Source organism: Brenneria sp. L3-3C-1, assembly GCF_016456245.1.
In the GTDB taxonomy this organism is placed as follows: domain Bacteria; phylum Pseudomonadota; class Gammaproteobacteria; order Enterobacterales; family Enterobacteriaceae; genus Brenneria.
The window spans coordinates 31,140-46,409 of sequence record NZ_JAEMHF010000006.1 but is presented as its reverse complement, the minus strand read 5'-3'; the positions used below and the strand labels follow the sequence as shown (position 1 = coordinate 46,409).

13 protein-coding genes are annotated in these 15,270 nt (G+C 52.6%); 7 read left to right on the top strand and 6 right to left on the bottom strand.

What is annotated here, in order from left to right; genetic code table 11:
* Positions 1-70 precede the first annotated feature (70 nt).
* From fbaA to tkt, 4 genes are all read right to left on the bottom strand, one after another.
* Entirely contained in the window at positions 71-1,147 is a 1,077-nt protein-coding gene (gene fbaA, locus JG725_RS12995) for a class II fructose-bisphosphate aldolase (protein ID WP_172290816.1), read from the bottom strand.
* Positions 1,148-1,274: 127 nt separating this feature from the next.
* The gene (gene pgk, locus JG725_RS12990) at positions 1,275-2,438 is read right to left on the bottom strand and encodes a phosphoglycerate kinase (RefSeq protein WP_172290817.1); all 1,164 of its coding nucleotides are present in this window, start codon (positions 2,436-2,438) and stop codon (positions 1,275-1,277) included.
* A 74-nt stretch (positions 2,439-2,512) separates the two neighbouring features.
* Positions 2,513-3,529, bottom strand: coding sequence for an erythrose-4-phosphate dehydrogenase (gene epd / locus JG725_RS12985; protein WP_172290818.1), 1,017 nt, complete (start codon positions 3,527-3,529; stop codon positions 2,513-2,515).
* A 362-nt stretch (positions 3,530-3,891) separates the two neighbouring features.
* Entirely contained in the window at positions 3,892-5,886 is a 1,995-nt protein-coding gene (tkt, locus tag JG725_RS12980; RefSeq protein WP_199378363.1) for a transketolase, read from the bottom strand.
* A 364-nt stretch (positions 5,887-6,250) separates the two neighbouring features.
* Here tkt and JG725_RS12975 point away from each other — a divergent pair, with 364 nt between their 5' ends.
* Positions 6,251-7,003, top strand: a complete 753-nt coding sequence (locus tag JG725_RS12975; RefSeq protein WP_172290820.1) for a M48 family metallopeptidase — start codon at positions 6,251-6,253, stop codon at positions 7,001-7,003.
* Positions 7,004-7,546: 543 nt separating this feature from the next.
* Complete coding sequence (locus JG725_RS12970) at positions 7,547-8,095, top strand: LuxR C-terminal-related transcriptional regulator (protein WP_172290860.1); 549 nt, start codon at positions 7,547-7,549, stop codon at positions 8,093-8,095.
* A 53-nt stretch (positions 8,096-8,148) separates the two neighbouring features.
* Here JG725_RS12970 and speA read toward each other — a convergent pair whose 3' ends face one another.
* Entirely contained in the window at positions 8,149-10,128 is a 1,980-nt protein-coding gene (gene speA / locus JG725_RS12965; RefSeq protein WP_172290821.1) for a biosynthetic arginine decarboxylase, read from the bottom strand.
* A complete protein-coding gene (locus JG725_RS12960; RefSeq protein ID WP_172290822.1) occupies positions 10,121-10,279 on the bottom strand; it encodes a hypothetical protein in 159 nt (52 codons plus the stop codon). The genes speA and JG725_RS12960 overlap by 8 nt, the downstream gene beginning before the upstream one ends.
* A 552-nt stretch (positions 10,280-10,831) precedes the next feature.
* Here JG725_RS12960 and metK point away from each other — a divergent pair.
* The 5 genes from metK to gshB all read left to right on the top strand — a co-directional run bounded on the left by metK (position 10,832) and on the right by gshB (position 15,231).
* A complete protein-coding gene (gene metK, locus JG725_RS12955; RefSeq protein ID WP_172290823.1) occupies positions 10,832-11,983 on the top strand; it encodes a methionine adenosyltransferase in 1,152 nt (383 codons plus the stop codon).
* A gap of 104 nt (positions 11,984-12,087) precedes the next feature.
* Positions 12,088-12,600, top strand: coding sequence for a SprT family zinc-dependent metalloprotease (locus JG725_RS12950; RefSeq protein ID WP_172290824.1), 513 nt, complete (start codon positions 12,088-12,090; stop codon positions 12,598-12,600).
* Between the two features lie 96 nt (positions 12,601-12,696).
* Positions 12,697-13,395: a deoxyribonuclease I gene (endA, locus tag JG725_RS12945; protein ID WP_199378361.1), complete on the top strand. Its 699-nt coding sequence runs from the start codon at positions 12,697-12,699 to the stop codon at positions 13,393-13,395.
* Between the two features lie 131 nt (positions 13,396-13,526).
* The gene (gene rsmE, locus JG725_RS12940; protein ID WP_199378358.1) at positions 13,527-14,261 is read left to right on the top strand and encodes a 16S rRNA (uracil(1498)-N(3))-methyltransferase; all 735 of its coding nucleotides are present in this window, start codon (positions 13,527-13,529) and stop codon (positions 14,259-14,261) included.
* Between the two features lie 10 nt (positions 14,262-14,271).
* On the top strand, positions 14,272-15,231 hold the full coding sequence (gshB, locus tag JG725_RS12935; protein ID WP_172290827.1) for a glutathione synthase: 960 nt from the start codon (positions 14,272-14,274) through the stop codon (positions 15,229-15,231).
* The last annotated feature ends 39 nt before the right edge of the window (positions 15,232-15,270 follow it).

Here is a 15,270-nt window from a genome sequence, read left to right as displayed (position 1 = left end):
CTGCGGCGAAATCTGTATAAAATTAAGGCTCCCGAAGGAGCCTTGGCAAATAAACCTTTACGAATCTGGCTTAGAGAACGTCGACCGCGTTCAGTTCTTTAAAGGCTTGTTCTAAGCGCGCAACCATCGTGGCTTGTGCGGCACGCAACCAGGCGCGCGGATCATAGTATTTCTTGTTAGGCTTATCGGCGCCTTCCGGGTTACCCAGTTGGGCTTGCAGATAGCCTTCATTTTTCTGGTAGTAGTGCAGAATACCTTCCCAGGTTGCCCATTGGGTATCGGTATCGATATTCATCTTAACCACACCGTAGCCTACCGCTTCTTCAATCTCAGCGGCAGAAGAACCAGAACCGCCGTGGAACACGAAATTCAGGCTGTTGTGCGGCAGGCTGTATTTTTCAGAAACGTAGTCCTGAGAATTACGCAGGATTTTTGGCGTCAACTGTACGTTGCCTGGCTTGTAAACGCCGTGCACGTTACCGAATGAAGCCGCGATAGTGAAACGCGGGCTGATGGCATTCAGTTTTTCGTAGGCATAAGCCACATCTTCAGGCTGAGTGTACAGCGCGGAGTTATCCAGATGGCTGTTGTCCACGCCATCTTCTTCACCGCCGGTGCAGCCCAGTTCGATTTCCAACGTCATATCCAGTTTCGCCATGCGAACCAGATACTTGCTGCAAATCTCAATATTTTCTTCCAGCGACTCTTCAGACAGATCGATCATGTGAGAAGAGAACAGCGGCTTACCGGTCGCGGCGAAATGCTTTTCACCGGCATCCAGCAGCCCGTCCAGCCATGGCAGCAGTTTTTTAGCACAGTGGTCGGTGTGCAGAATAACCGGCACGCCGTAGTGTTCCGCCATCTGATGAACGTGATGCGCACCAGAAATCGCACCCAGAATAGCCGCCTGCTGACCTTCTGCTTTCAGACCCTTACCAGCGATAAATGCAGCGCCGCCGTTAGAGAATTGAACGATCACCGGCGCACGTACTTTGGCTGCGGCTTCCAGCACAGCATTAATTGAGTCGGTACCGACGCAGTTAACAGCTGGCAGGGCGAATTTGTTTTCTTTTGCTACTGCGAAAACTTTCTGAACGTCATCACCAGTGATGACACCAGGTTTTACGAAATCAAAAATTTTAGACATGTTACGTGTCCTGTTTCGTTGGCCGTGGGGGTTAAAAAACTCTTATTTCATCAACGGCTGTCCGCCACAGACGGGCGGGACAGCCAAGGCAGAGGCAGCGAACGACAGCTACGCTCCGCCTAAAGCATTACTGCTTGGCGCGTTCTTCCAGCATCACCACCGCAGGCAGTTTTTTCCCTTCGACGAATTCCAGGAAAGCGCCGCCGCCGGTAGAAATGTAGGAGATTTTGTCAGCAATGCCGAACAGGTCGATCGCCGCCAGCGTATCGCCGCCGCCGGCGATAGAGAATGCATCGCTTTCCGCAATGGCTTTGGCTACGATCTCAGTGCCTTTACGGAAATTCGGGAATTCAAATACGCCGACCGGACCATTCCACAGAATAGTTTTGGCGCTTTTCAGGATTTCCGCCAGGCGCTCGGCAGAAACATCGCCCAGATCCAGAATCTGCTCGTCATCTTTAATCGCGGTGACGGATTTCAGGGTTGCTGCGGCGGTTTCAGAAAATTCAGTCGCCACGCGGACGTCGCTCGGCACAGGAATATCGCAGGTTTCCAGCAGTTTCTTCGCTTCAGGGATCAGATCCGCTTCGTACAGGGATTTACCTACGTTATGGCCTTGCGCCGCCACGAAAGTATTGGCGATGCCGCCGCCCACAATCAGCTTGTCGGCAATTTTGGACAGCGAGTCAAGCACCGTCAGTTTGGTGGAAACTTTTGAACCGCCGACGATGGCGACCATCGGGCGAGCCGGGTTGCCCAGCGCTTTACCTAATGCTTCCAGTTCGTTGGACAGCAGCGGGCCGGCGCAAGCGACAGGGGCGAATTTACCCACGCCGTGGGTGGAAGCCTGAGCGCGGTGCGCCGTACCGAACGCATCCATGACATAGACATCACACAGTGCGGCGTACTTCTTGGACAGCACCTCGTCGTCTTTCTTCTCGCCTTTGTTGAAGCGCACATTTTCCAGCACAACCAGTTCGCCTTCGGCGACGTCTACGCCATCCAGGTAATCTTTTGCTAAACGAACCGGAGAAGACAATTTTTCTTTCAGGTAGTTAACCACCGGCAGCAGAGAAAACTCTTCGTTGTATTCTCCTTCGGTCGGACGCCCCAGGTGGGAAGTCACCATCACCCGGGCTCCCTGTTTCAGGGCCGTTTCGATGGTCGGCAGAGAAGCGCGGATACGCGCATCAGACGTCACTTTACCTTCTTTTACCGGCACGTTCAGATCCGAACGGATCAGTACGCGTTTGCCAGCCAGATCCAGATCGGTCATCTTAATTACAGACATGGTGAATCCTCTTGGTTGATTCTCTTTTTAAAGTTGCTTGAGCGAGGTATCGATCGCCGACCAATACCGTCGTACTAGAAACCGCAGGCCGCCATCGCCCGTGTTGTATCCAACATTCGGTTGGCGAAACCCCATTCGTTATCGCACCAGACCAGTGTTTTAATCAGATGCTGACCACTGACCCGCGTCTGCGTGCCATCAACAATAGCGCTGTGCGGATCGTGGTTAAAATCGGCCGAAACTAGCGGCAATTCGGTGTAGTCAACTATACCACGAAATGCCCCATGCGCTGATTTTTGCAAAAGTGCGTTAATTTCATTCACATTTACGGCTTGTTTCACGCTAACGCTTAGGTCAATCGCCGTGACGTTAATCGTCGGCACCCGAACCGATATCGCTTCAAAACGATCGACAAACTGCGGGAAAATCCGGGTTATCCCTACCGCCAGTTTGGTATCCACCGGAATGATGGACTGGCTGGCGGCCCGGGTGCGCCGCAAATCGTGGTGGTACGCATCGATCACCGGCTGATCGTTCATTGATGAATGGATCGTGGTTACCGTGCCATTTTCAATGCCGAATGCATCATCCAGCAGCTTAATTATAGGAATAATGCAATTGGTTGTGCAGGAGGCATTGGAAACGATGCGATGTTCGGCTTTTAATTGTTGATGATTGACGCCAAACACTACGGTCGCATCCAGATCCGCGGCGCCCGGATGCGAAAAAAGCACTTTCTTGGCCCCCGCCGCCAGATGCGCCTCGCCGTCTGCGCGGCTGCCGTATATCCCACTGCAATCCAGCACCACGTCGACGTTGAGTTCACGCCAGGGCAACTGTTGAATATCGGCCTGATGCAACAGCCGAATGCAATCGTCGCCGACATACAGTTGATCGCATTCCTGACGAACATCCCAGGAGAAGCGACCGTGGCTGGAATCATATTTGAGCAGGTGGGCGATCCCTTCCGCACTCGCCAGCTCATTGATCGCCACGACAGCAACCTCGGCCCGGCGGCCCGACTCATACAGTGCGCGTAGAACACTGCGACCAATACGGCCGAAACCGTTTATCGCAATACGGATTGTCATGGAGTTCCCTGTATCATGGTAAGCATGTCATCCTCATAGAATAATCAGTACACTCTAAGGAATAAACCGCTTCTTATGCGTACTGCTTTTCCGTCTGCCCTTCATGCAGAAACCATCTCAGAAAACGATAGCCTAAATGCTGTGCACGTCACAACTGAAACGCTTCAGCTAGCATAAACGAATTAGTGTACAAAAGAAATATTCTCGCTCGACACACCTCAGAAGAGTGACCTGCGTCATAAAAAAGCGTCACCGGCAGGGAACGTCCGCCAAAAAAAAGCCGCCTGATAACCCAGGCGGCTGCGACGGTTGGCCCTAACCCGCTCCTCCCCGAAAAAGAGGGGTGGAGAGAGAGGCGCGGCTTACTTTAACAACGCTTTGGCCTTCGCCACCACGTTATCCACGGTAAAGCCGAATTCTTCGAACAGCAGTTCGGCCGGGGCGGATTCCCCAAAGCTGGTCATCCCCACTATCGCGCCGTTCAGGCCGACATACTTGTACCAGTAGTCCGCGATGCCCGCTTCAATCGCCACCCGCGCCGCTACCGCTTTCGGCAGCACCGCTTCACGATAGGCCGCATCCTGTTTGTCGAACGCATCCGTCGACGGCATCGACACCACGCGCACCTTGTGGCCCGCGGCGGTCAATTGGTCATACGCGCCAACCGCCAGCTCGACTTCGGAGCCGGTGGCGATCAGGATAACATCCGGCTGGCCGCCGCTGTCTTTCAGCACATAGGCGCCTTTCGCCACGTCAGCCAACTGCTGGCCGCTGCGCTCCTGCTGCGCCAGATTCTGGCGGGACAGTATCAGCGCCGTCGGGCCGTCCTGACGCTCAATAGCGTATTTCCACGCCACCGCCGTTTCCACCTGATCCGCCGGACGCCAGGTACTCATGTTCGGCGTCACCCGCAGGCTGGCCAACTGTTCAACCGGCTGGTGGGTCGGACCGTCTTCGCCCAAACCGATGGAGTCGTGGGTATAGACGTAAATGCTGCGGATTTTCATCAGCGCCGCCATACGAACCGCATTACGGGCGTATTCCACGAACATCAGGAACGTGGCGGTATAAGGGATAAATCCGCCGTGCAGCGCGATACCGTTGGCAATCGCCGTCATGCCGAATTCACGCACCCCATAGTGGATATAGTTGCCGGCATGGTCTTTATCCAACGACACGGAGCCAGACCAAACGGTCAGGTTGCTCGGCGCCAGGTCGGCGGAGCCGCCCAGGAATTCCGGCAGCAGTTTACCGTAGGCTTCCAGTGCGTTCTGCGAGGCTTTGCGGCTGGCGATTTTCGCCGGATTGGCCTGCAACTGTTCAATGAACTTCTGAGCGTCGGCCTGCCAGTTAGCCGGCAGGTCGCCGGCGGTGCGGCGTTTGAATTCGGCGGCCAGTTCGGGGTAGGCGCTGGCATAGGCGGCAAACGCTTCATCCCAGGCGGCTTCTTTACGCTGACCGGCGGCTTTCGCATCCCATTCGGCGTAAATCTCGGCGGGAATATCAAACGGCGGGTACTTCCATCCCAACTGCTCGCGGGACGCCGCCACTTCCGCGTCGCCCAGCGGCGCGCCGTGGGCATCGTGCGTACCGGCCTTGTTCGGCGAGCCGAAACCAATCACCGTTTTGCACATCAGCAGCGACGGTTTGTCGGTAACAAGCCGGGCTTCGCTGATGGCGCGTTTGATAGCGTCCGCGTCGTGGCCGTCCACGCCGCGTATCACGTGCCAGCCGTAGGCCTCAAAACGCCCGGCGGTATCGTCGGTAAACCAGCCTTCCACGTGACCGTCGATGGAAATGCCGTTGTCGTCATAAAACGCGGTCAGTTTGCCAAGCTTCATGGTGCCGGCCAGCGAACAGACTTCGTGGGAAATCCCTTCCATCATGCAGCCGTCGCCCAGGAACGCGTAGGTATGGTGGTCGATGATTTCATGACCGGGGCGGTTAAACTGCGCCGCCAGCGTGCGTTCGGCAATCGCCATCCCGACGGCGTTGGCGATACCCTGCCCCAGCGGGCCGGTGGTGGTTTCCACGCCGGCGGTGTAGCCGTATTCCGGGTGCCCCGGCGTTTTGGAGTGCAGTTGACGGAAGTTTTTCAGCTCTTCAATGGGCAGGTCATAGCCGGTCAGATGCAGCAGGCTGTAAATCAGCATTGAAGCATGGCCGTTGGACAGCACAAAGCGGTCGCGGTTAGCCCAGTTCGGGTTGGTCGGATTGTGGTTCAGGTAATCACGCCACAGGACTTCGGCGATATCCGCCATGCCCATCGGGGCGCCCGGATGACCGGATTTGGCTTTTTGCACCGCATCCATGCTTAGCGCACGAATGGCATTGGCAAGTTCTTTACGAGAGGACATGCTTTACTCCAGATCGGATTGAACAGATGTCTTGTCAGACATACGATATATAAATCAACACGTTAGGCAAGAAAGACAACGAAAATATGACTATAAATGTACATGAAAATCAAGGTGAATGCACTTGGAACCGTGAGCAAAAAAGAGGATTTAACGATTCGCAAATTCACCGCGCTTCTTCAGTCTATTCCTGCGCGAATCGATACCTGATGGGCGATGCTCAATAACCGTCTCATAAAGGGGGAAAAATCAGACTTCTTGTCTGTTTATTTACACGGTTTTCAGTTACGTTTATGCGGCTTTTTGAACCAATATAATGAGCAACCTTATACTTTCCACCAATCAATCGTAGGGAGATGATGTTATGACAATCCGCACTTCCTTGCTCGTTCTGTGCACCGCGGCATTACTGAGTGGCTGTCAGAACCTTAATACCGGTACGTTAATGCAATCCGGTGCTCAGGCTTTTCAGGCGGCCACATTGAGTGACGAACAGGTGAAAACGCTCAGCAACCAATCCTGTGAACAAATGGATAAAGAGGCCCAAATTGCGCCCGCCGATAATAAATATGCGCAGCGCCTGAAAAAAATCGCCGATGCATTAGGTCATGACATTAACGGCACCCCCGCCAACTATAAGGTATACCTGACAAAAGACGTAAACGCCTGGGCGATGGCCAACGGCTGCATCCGTGTTTACAGCGGCCTGATGGATATGATGACGGATAACGAAGTCGAGGGCGTGCTGGGTCATGAAATGGGCCACGTTGCTCTGGGCCACACCCGTAAAGCCATGCAGGTCGCCTATGCCACCACGGCGGCACGGACGGCGATCGCCTCTACTGGCGGTGTCGCGGCCACTTTATCGCAGTCACAGCTTGCCGATCTGGGAGAAAAACTGGTCAATGCGCAATTCTCACAGACACAGGAGCGCGAAGCCGATGATTACTCATTCGATCTGCTGAAGAAGCGCGGACTCAAACTTGAGGGACTGGCAACCAGCTTTGAGAAACTGGCCAAGTTGGATGAAGGACGTCAAAGCAGCATGTTCGATTCTCACCCCGCATCCGACGAACGCGCCAAACATATTCGTGAGCGTATTGCGTCCGGGAAGTAATGGTTTCGGCATTTAATAACCATTTCCGATAAAAACAATTCGTTCATCCGGCACCTGAATCTCTTAGGTGCCGGAAAAGCCTGATTAACGTAAGACGAGCTTGCGGCCGGGCATGAATAGCCAAATTGATAGCATTAACCAATCAAAAAAACAAAAAACAATAGATTTTTATACTTATGAATCTCTTTTGGCATCCGCTGCCCGCAGGATAAATCGATATGTTTTAAACATAGCAATGATTTTATAAATCAAGCATACTATATTCATGAGTAAAAAATAACTTTCCTAGAATAATCATAATGATATAGATTAAATGTTTAGCTACTTTAACGTTTTTCAAGATATCCATCTTATAAAGATTTAAAATCACTTTAGAGCAACATTTTTTAACGGTTGAATAACACGAACAATATCAGTAGCCATTGTTGGTTTACGTTCTTTTTAAAAATAAACTCTTATGTGTCAAAAATAATGGATGTCAGAATTTTCAGCAAATGCAACTTTACCATCGTCGGCTTACGAGAAATCCTGTCAAGCACGCCTATGCTATATGTAAGGCCGACTAATAGGTTTACGCTGCCTCAAGGAAAGACAAAGTGTATTTTTATCATCGATGGTAGCAGTGAAGGATTTGAGGAATATTATGAGTCTGTGAGAAGCGCTTTTTACAATATGGCCGCTTCGTTCATCATCATCAATAACTCTCCCTATCATCCCCCGGTGTGTATTGATGAAAAAACGGTTCTTATCTCTAAATCATCGCCGATAGAATCCTTCTACAAATTGCTGGACGTCATCCCTCCCTATGGCGGAAATTCATTCAACCCTGTCAGGCTGTCCAAATCAGAGTATGCCGTTTTTCAATATTGGAGTTCGGGCTATAGCGCAGAATCAATCTCGGAAATCATTGGGTTAAATAAAAAATCCGTATTGAACAGTAAATCAAGATTACTGAATAAATACGGCGTTCAGGACAAGAATTCATTACTGCTCATTGCTAAAATTCTCTTCAAAGAGAAGGTTGCCGGCAAGCCGCCCTACTCATCTGAGTCAACACAAGATATGGGTACAGCGGGGTCGTTGTTGGCGTAAGGTAAAAAGAATTAAAAAAGGATGTGCATAAGCACATCCTCTGCTGAAAAACGCTATTCGTCTTCTAAATAGGTATAGCCATAAAGACCGGTTTCAAACTCTTCCAGGAACTGCGCCTGAAGATCCACATCAAGTTCGGTGGCTTTTACCTGATCGCGGAAACGGGCCATCAACACTTCAGGATCGAGCTGAACATATTCCAGCATATCAGCCACCGTATTCCCTTCGTCCGATTCCTCAATCTCAATGGAGCCATCCTGGAACACGAATACGTCGACCGTCGCCGTGTCGCCGAACAGGTTATGCATATTTCCCAGAATTTCCTGATAGGCGCCCACCATGAAAAAGCCCAATAACGGCGGGTTGTCGGGATCATATGGCGGCATAGGCATGGTGGTAGCAATACCATCGCCATCGACATAGTGATCGATAGAGCCGTCTGAATCACAGGTAATATCCAACAACACGGCACGGCGCTCAGGCGGTTTATCCAGCCCTTCCAGCGGCATAACCGGGAACAGCTGATCGATGCCCCATGCATCCGGCATCGACTGGAAAAGCGAGAAATTCACGTACAGCTTGTCGGCCATACGCTCCTGTAACTCATCAATAATCGGCCGGTGGGCGCGGTTGCTGGGATCCAACTGCTGTTGAATTTCCTGGCAGATGCTCAGATACAATTGTTCCGCTTTCGCTCGCTGGGTCAAGTCCAGCATACCGTGCGTATATTGGGTATGCACATCGTGCAAATCCATCTGGCTGTCATGCAGCCATTCACGCAGCGAGCGACGTTTGCCAGGCTGCTTAATTTCCTGCCAGGTCGACCACAGGCTTTCCAGCGCGCGCGGAGCGTCTTCTTCAGGCGCGGTAGGCTCGCTGAATTCATTGCGCTCCACCCCGATAATATTGGAAACCAATACGGTATGATGTGCGGTCACCGCCCGGCCTGACTCCGTAATTACCGTGGGGTGCGGCAAGCCATGCTCATTACAGGCATCGCCGATGCCCCAAATGACGTTGTTGGCATATTCGTTCAGACCATAGTTCACCGAACAGTCTGACTGAGAACGGGTTCCTTCATAATCGACGCCCAGACCGCCGCCTACGTCGAAGCACTGAATATTGACGCCCAGCTTATGCAGTTCAACGTAGAAACGGGCGGACTCACGCACCCCGGTGGCGATATCGCGGATATTCGCCAATTGGGAGCCAAGATGGAAATGCAACAGCTGTAGACTGTCCAGTCGTCCGGCGGTACGCAGCATTTCAACCAATTGCAGCACCTGAACCGCCGCCAGACCGAATTTGGATTTTTCGCCGCCGCTGGACTGCCATTTACCCGATCCCTGGGAAGCCAGTCGGGCGCGTACGCCAAGACGCGGCACCACGTTCAGACGCTCGGCTTCTTCCAATACCAGCTTAATCTCGGTCATTTTTTCAATGACCAGATAAACCTTGTGCCCCAGTTTTTCACCGATCAATGCCAGACGGATATACTCGCGGTCTTTATAACCGTTGCAGACAATCACCGTGCGCGTCATTCCGGCATGGCCCAACACCGCCATTAACTCCGCTTTTGAACCGGCTTCCAGCCCCATTGGCTCCCCGGAATTGACCAGCGATTCAATGACGCGGCGATGCTGATTAACTTTGATGGGGTAAACCAGGAAATAGCCGCCCTCATAGCCGAACGATTCGCGAGCCTGTTTGAACGCCGCATTAATAGAGCGCAGGCGGTGCTGGAGGATTTGCGGAAAGCAGAACAACGCCGGCAAACGTTGATGGTTTTCTTCCTGCAACTCTTTAACCAATCTGGCCAGATCGACGCGGGCTTCCGGAACATCCGGATCCGGGCAGACGCTGATATGCCCTAACTCATTGACGTCGTAATAATTATTACCCCACCAGGCAATATTATAGGTACGAAGCATTTCGCTGGCATTCCGGTCATTCATGGCAACCTCCTGCATAGAGCGCAAATTTTCAGATTTACCCGTCGCTGACGAGCCGTGATGAATCATGTCGTCAGACATAACGGACCTCTTCTTTTTTTATACTGCTGATCACATCAGTACCTGCATAAACAACCCGCATGCGCATGCCTGCAACATGCAGCACCGGCAGTGAAAAAACCGGCTCAACACAGTATGTCGCCGTTTTATTACTCTTATTAGTGTAAGACACGTTGTCAGACTCCGTGGTACGGGTCAGTAAAAACTCGTGGTGAAATCACTGCCGGGAGAACGTCATAGGTTTCCGGCTCAGGGAAAAAAGAGACGGGTTAACCGGCCCTGGAGTCCTGCGTCGAATTCAAAGACAGGCAACTTCGGGCAAACGAAAAGAAGGGTTGAGCAACTGACGCTATCGCGTCAAAAGAACAGCGTTGCGAGCGCAACACACTCAGTAAACAACGGCTCATTAATCCTATCACCTCCACGCGCTCCGCAAGGTTTGCGGTCAGCCACAATCACAGGGTCAATATACCACATCGCGGACAACAAACCGCTCGCCGTTTATACCGATATGCCAAGGGAAAAGCAAAATGAAAATATTCTGGCCGCCTGCTGTCACAGAAGAAAAAAAGTGCCGATGAATGAAAACGATGGACGGCGATAACCAAAAACTGCTGGTAATGGGGCTAAAATGTGACCTAGAATAGCCATCCAGATGTTAATCCATCTATACCGATTAACTGATACACTGCTTAACGGCTTTGATTTGAAGGTAAAGAAACTCATGGCTAAACACCTTTTTACGTCCGAGTCCGTCTCTGAGGGACATCCTGACAAAATTGCCGACCAGATTTCTGATGCGGTCCTTGACGCTATTCTGGAGCAAGATCCTAAGGCTCGGGTCGCATGCGAAACTTACGTAAAAACCGGTATGGTGTTAGTCGGTGGTGAGATCACGACCAGCGCCTGGGTAGATATTGAAGAAATTACGCGCCGCACCATACGCGATATTGGTTACGTCAATTCCGAAATGGGATTTGACGCCAATTCCTGCGCGGTGCTGAGCGCCATTGGCAAACAGTCTCCCGATATTAATCAGGGCGTCGATCGCAGCGATCCGCTGGAACAAGGCGCAGGCGATCAGGGCCTGATGTTTGGTTACGCGACCAACGAGACCGAGGTGCTGATGCCCGCACCGATCACTTACGCCCATCGTCTGGTCCAACGCCAGTCTGAAGTGCGTAAAAACGGCACGCTGTCGTGGCTGCGCCCGGACGCGAAAAGTCAGGTCACCTTCCTGTATGACGATGGCAAAATTGCCGGTATTGACGCCGTCGTTTTGTCAACGCAGCATTCCGAAGATATTGCACAGAAAGATCTGCATGAAGCGGTGATGGAAGAGATCATCAAGCCCGTCCTGCCGGCTGAATGGTTGTCCGCCAGCACCAAATTCTTTATCAACCCAACCGGACGCTTTGTCATCGGCGGCCCAATGGGCGACTGCGGTCTGACCGGGCGCAAAATTATCGTCGATACCTACGGCGGCGCCGCCCGTCACGGCGGCGGCGCATTCTCCGGCAAGGATCCATCAAAAGTGGACCGCTCCGCCGCTTACGCCGCGCGCTATGTGGCCAAAAACATTGTTGCCGCCGGTCTGGCCGATCGCTGCGAGATCCAGGTGTCTTACGCTATCGGCGTGGCGGAACCGACCTCCATCATGATAGAAACGTTCGGCACGGAAAAAATCTCCACCGAGCAGCTTACTCTGCTGGTGCGTGAATTCTTCGATCTGCGTCCGTACGGTTTAATCCAGATGCTGGATCTGCTGCATCCGATCTATCAGGACACCGCCGCTTACGGTCACTTCGGTCGCGAACACTTCCCGTGGGAAAAAACCGATAAAGCCGCACAGCTGCGTGAAGCAGCCGGCTTGTAATAACCGGTTCTGAACAGTCTGCAACGGCGAACCACGGTTCGCCGTTTTTTCTTCTGTCCGCCAGCCTCTTGCGCTACTGCGCCACTCGTTTTATGCTCCCCCGCATGAACACACCAAGAATTCCCATCGCTCACCATCAGGCGGTGATGCGCTGCCTGCGTGACAAACTCCGGTTGGCTAATCTTGCCCTGAACACACATTATCCCGAACCTGCCGTAAACTATCAGCAGCGCGGCTCCACCGCGGGAAGCGCCTGGCTGCAACACTGGGAAATCCGGCTGAATCCGGTTTTGTTACAGGAAAATCAGCAGAGTTTTGTTGATGAAGTCGTGCCCCATGAGCTGGCCCATCTGCTGGTCTTCGCCCGCTTTGGAAAAGTCGCGCCGCACGGAAAAGAATGGCGATGGATGATGGAAGAGGTGTTGCAGACTCCCGCCAGACGAACCCATCGCTTTGCCGTGAAATCCGTCCAGGGGAAAACCTTCCCTTACCAGTGCGGTTGTCGGCAGCATGAATTAAGCGTACGCCGTCATAATCGTGTGCTGCGGGGCGAAACAGAATATCGCTGTCGACACTGCGGAAGAATGTTACATTTCATCGTAACAAACTCTATTTAAAAGAAAATTCTCAGTTTAAAAAACTGCTTTTGCATTTGCCTGCCGAAGTGACATCCGGTAGTCTGCCAGCTTTATTGCTGTGGGTAATTTTGGAATATGCTACGCAAAACACTCGTTATCATATCTGTGGGGCTTGGTCTGGTTTCCGCCACGGCCTTTAGTCAGAATATCAATAATTTCACTCAGGCCAAGGCGGCGGCGGCGGCGGTGAACCAGGGCGCTCCGGGTTCATTTTACTGCGGCTGTGAAATCAAATGGCAGGGGAAAAAAGGGATTCCCGATCTCGCTTCCTGCGGTTATCAGGTAAGAAAAAACGAGCTGCGCGCCAACCGCATTGAATGGGAGCATGTCGTTCCCGCCTGGCAGTTCGGCCACCAGCGTCAGTGTTGGCAAAATGGCGGAAGAAAAAACTGTAGTAAAGATCCGGTATACCGTGAAATGGAAATCGACTTGCATAACCTGCAACCCGCCATCGGCGAGGTGAACGGCGATCGCGGCAATTTCATGTACAGTCAATGGAATAGCCCGGCGACGCAGTACGGCCAATGTGAGATGAAAATCGACTTTAAAAACAAGTTGGCGGAGCCGCCTGCCCGCGCCCGCGGCGCCATCGCCCGTACCTATTTTTACATGCGCGACCGCTACCAGTTGCGTTTATCCAGCCAGCAAACCCGACTGTTTGAAGCATGGAATAAACAATTCCCGGTCACGCAATGGGAGTGCACCCGCGACCGGCGCATCGCCGCTAAACAGGGGAATCACAATCCTTACGTTCAACAGGCTTGCCAGCAATAGCCTGTCTACCTACTATAGCCATTATCGTTGTTTATCTATAAGACCACCGTTGGACAGACGGTGGTTTGCCTTTATTGGACCCCACGCGAGTCCGATTCAGATTAAAATAGGATTAAGGTCAGAACACCAGTATGCGAATACCGCGCATTTTTCATCCCGAAACGCTGCCGCTCGCCGGTGGTGAAGTTGAACTGAGCGAAGACGCCGCCAATCATACCGGGCGAGTTTTGCGAATGAACAACGGCCAGCCGCTGCAATTATTCGACGGCAGTAATCACGTCTTTGACGCCGAAATTGTTCAGGCGGGCAAAAAAAGTGTGCGCGTTCGCTTCACAGCAGGTAAGTTGGAAAATAAAGAGTCGCCGTTGCACCTGCATCTTGGGCAAGTCATGTCCCGTGGCGAAAAAATGGAATTCACCATTCAGAAATCCATTGAGCTGGGAGTGAATATCATTACTCCTCTGCTTTCTGAACGCTGCGGTGTAAAATTAGACGCCGACCGTCTGGAAAAGAAGATCGGTCAGTGGCAAAAAATTGCGATTGCGGCCTGCGAACAATGCGGTCGTAACCGCCTGCCGGAAGTGCGTCCTGTCATGACGTTGGAAAACTGGTGTGCGGAACAGGATGCGGGGTTAAAACTCAACCTGCACCCGCGGGCGACGCAGAGCATTAACACCCTACCGTTGCCGGTAAATCAGGTTCGGCTTTTGATTGGCCCGGAGGGGGGGCTTTCCTCCAATGAAATTTCGATGACCTCAGAATACGGATTTACCGACATCCTTCTGGGGCCGCGCGTCTTGCGTACAGAAACCACCGCACTCACCGCCATTACCGCCTTACAGGTACGTTTCGGCGATCTGGGGTAAAGGAGAAATAATGATCAAACTCGGTATCGTGATGGATCCTATTGACGCCATCAATATCAAGAAAGACACCAGCTTCGCCATGCTGCTGGAAGCACAGCGCCGCGGCTGGGAGCTGCATTATATGGAGATGAACGACCTCTATCTTCATGCGGGCGTTGCTCGCGCCACCACCCGTCGTCTGAACGTCCAGTACGACTATGATGGCTGGTATGATTTCTCCGGCGAGCAGGACATCGCGCTGGAAGAACTGGATGTGATCCTGATGCGCAAAGATCCGCCGTTCGATACGGAGTTCATTTATGCCACCTATATCCTGGAACGCGCGGAAGAGAAAGGCACGCTGATCGTCAATAAACCGCAGAGCCTGCGCGACTGCAACGAAAAGCTGTTCACCGCCTGGTTCCCGCATCTGACCCCGGATACCCTGGTTACCCGCAGTGCGGACAAGCTGCGTCAATTCCACCAGAAACACGGCGACGTGATCCTGAAGCCGCTGGACGGCATGGGCGGCGCGTCTATTTTCCGGCTGAAACAGGATGACGCCAACGTTTCGGTGATCATTGAAACGCTGACCGAACACGCCAGCCGTTACTGCATGGCGCAAAATTATCTGCCGGCGATTAAAGAGGGCGATAAGCGCGTACTGGTCGTCGACGGCGAGCCGGTTCCTTACTGCCTGGCGCGAATTCCCAAGAGTGGAGAAACCCGAGGCAATCTGGCCGCCGGAGGCCGGGGCGAAGCCCGTCCGCTGAGCGAAAGCGACTGGCAAATCGCCCGCGACGTTGCGCCGACGCTCAAGCGGAAAGGCCTGATTTTCGTTGGTCTGGATATCATCGGCGATCGGCTGACGGAAATTAACGTCACCAGCCCGACCTGTGTACGGGAGATCGAAGCCGCCTACCCGGATGTTTCCATCACCGGCATGCTGATGAATGCGATTGAAAAACGTCTGGCTGCGCGCAATAGCTGATAGGCTTTCAACGCCCCCATCTCCGGTTCGTCTTTTCCT

Excerpts from the sequence above, each read along its gene's own strand:
- fbaA (WP_172290816.1), bottom strand. The coding sequence starts at position 1,147 with ATGTCTAAAATTTTTGATTTCGTAAAACCTGGTGTCATCACTGGTGAT.
- pgk (WP_172290817.1), bottom strand. The coding sequence starts at position 2,438 with ATGTCTGTAATTAAGATGACCGATCTGGATCTGGCTGGCAAACGCGTA.
- epd (WP_172290818.1), bottom strand. The coding sequence starts at position 3,529 with ATGACAATCCGTATTGCGATAAACGGTTTCGGCCGTATTGGTCGCAGT.
- tkt (WP_199378363.1), bottom strand. The coding sequence starts at position 5,886 with ATGTCCTCTCGTAAAGAACTTGCCAATGCCATTCGTGCGCTAAGCATG.
- JG725_RS12975 (WP_172290820.1), top strand. The coding sequence starts at position 6,251 with ATGACAATCCGCACTTCCTTGCTCGTTCTGTGCACCGCGGCATTACTG.
- JG725_RS12970 (WP_172290860.1), top strand. The coding sequence starts at position 7,547 with ATGCTATATGTAAGGCCGACTAATAGGTTTACGCTGCCTCAAGGAAAG.
- speA (WP_172290821.1), bottom strand. The coding sequence starts at position 10,128 with ATGTCTGACGACATGATTCATCACGGCTCGTCAGCGACGGGTAAATCT.
- metK (WP_172290823.1), top strand. The coding sequence starts at position 10,832 with ATGGCTAAACACCTTTTTACGTCCGAGTCCGTCTCTGAGGGACATCCT.
- JG725_RS12950 (WP_172290824.1), top strand. The coding sequence starts at position 12,088 with ATGAACACACCAAGAATTCCCATCGCTCACCATCAGGCGGTGATGCGC.
- endA (WP_199378361.1), top strand. The coding sequence starts at position 12,697 with ATGCTACGCAAAACACTCGTTATCATATCTGTGGGGCTTGGTCTGGTT.
- rsmE (WP_199378358.1), top strand. The coding sequence starts at position 13,527 with ATGCGAATACCGCGCATTTTTCATCCCGAAACGCTGCCGCTCGCCGGT.
- gshB (WP_172290827.1), top strand. The coding sequence starts at position 14,272 with ATGATCAAACTCGGTATCGTGATGGATCCTATTGACGCCATCAATATC.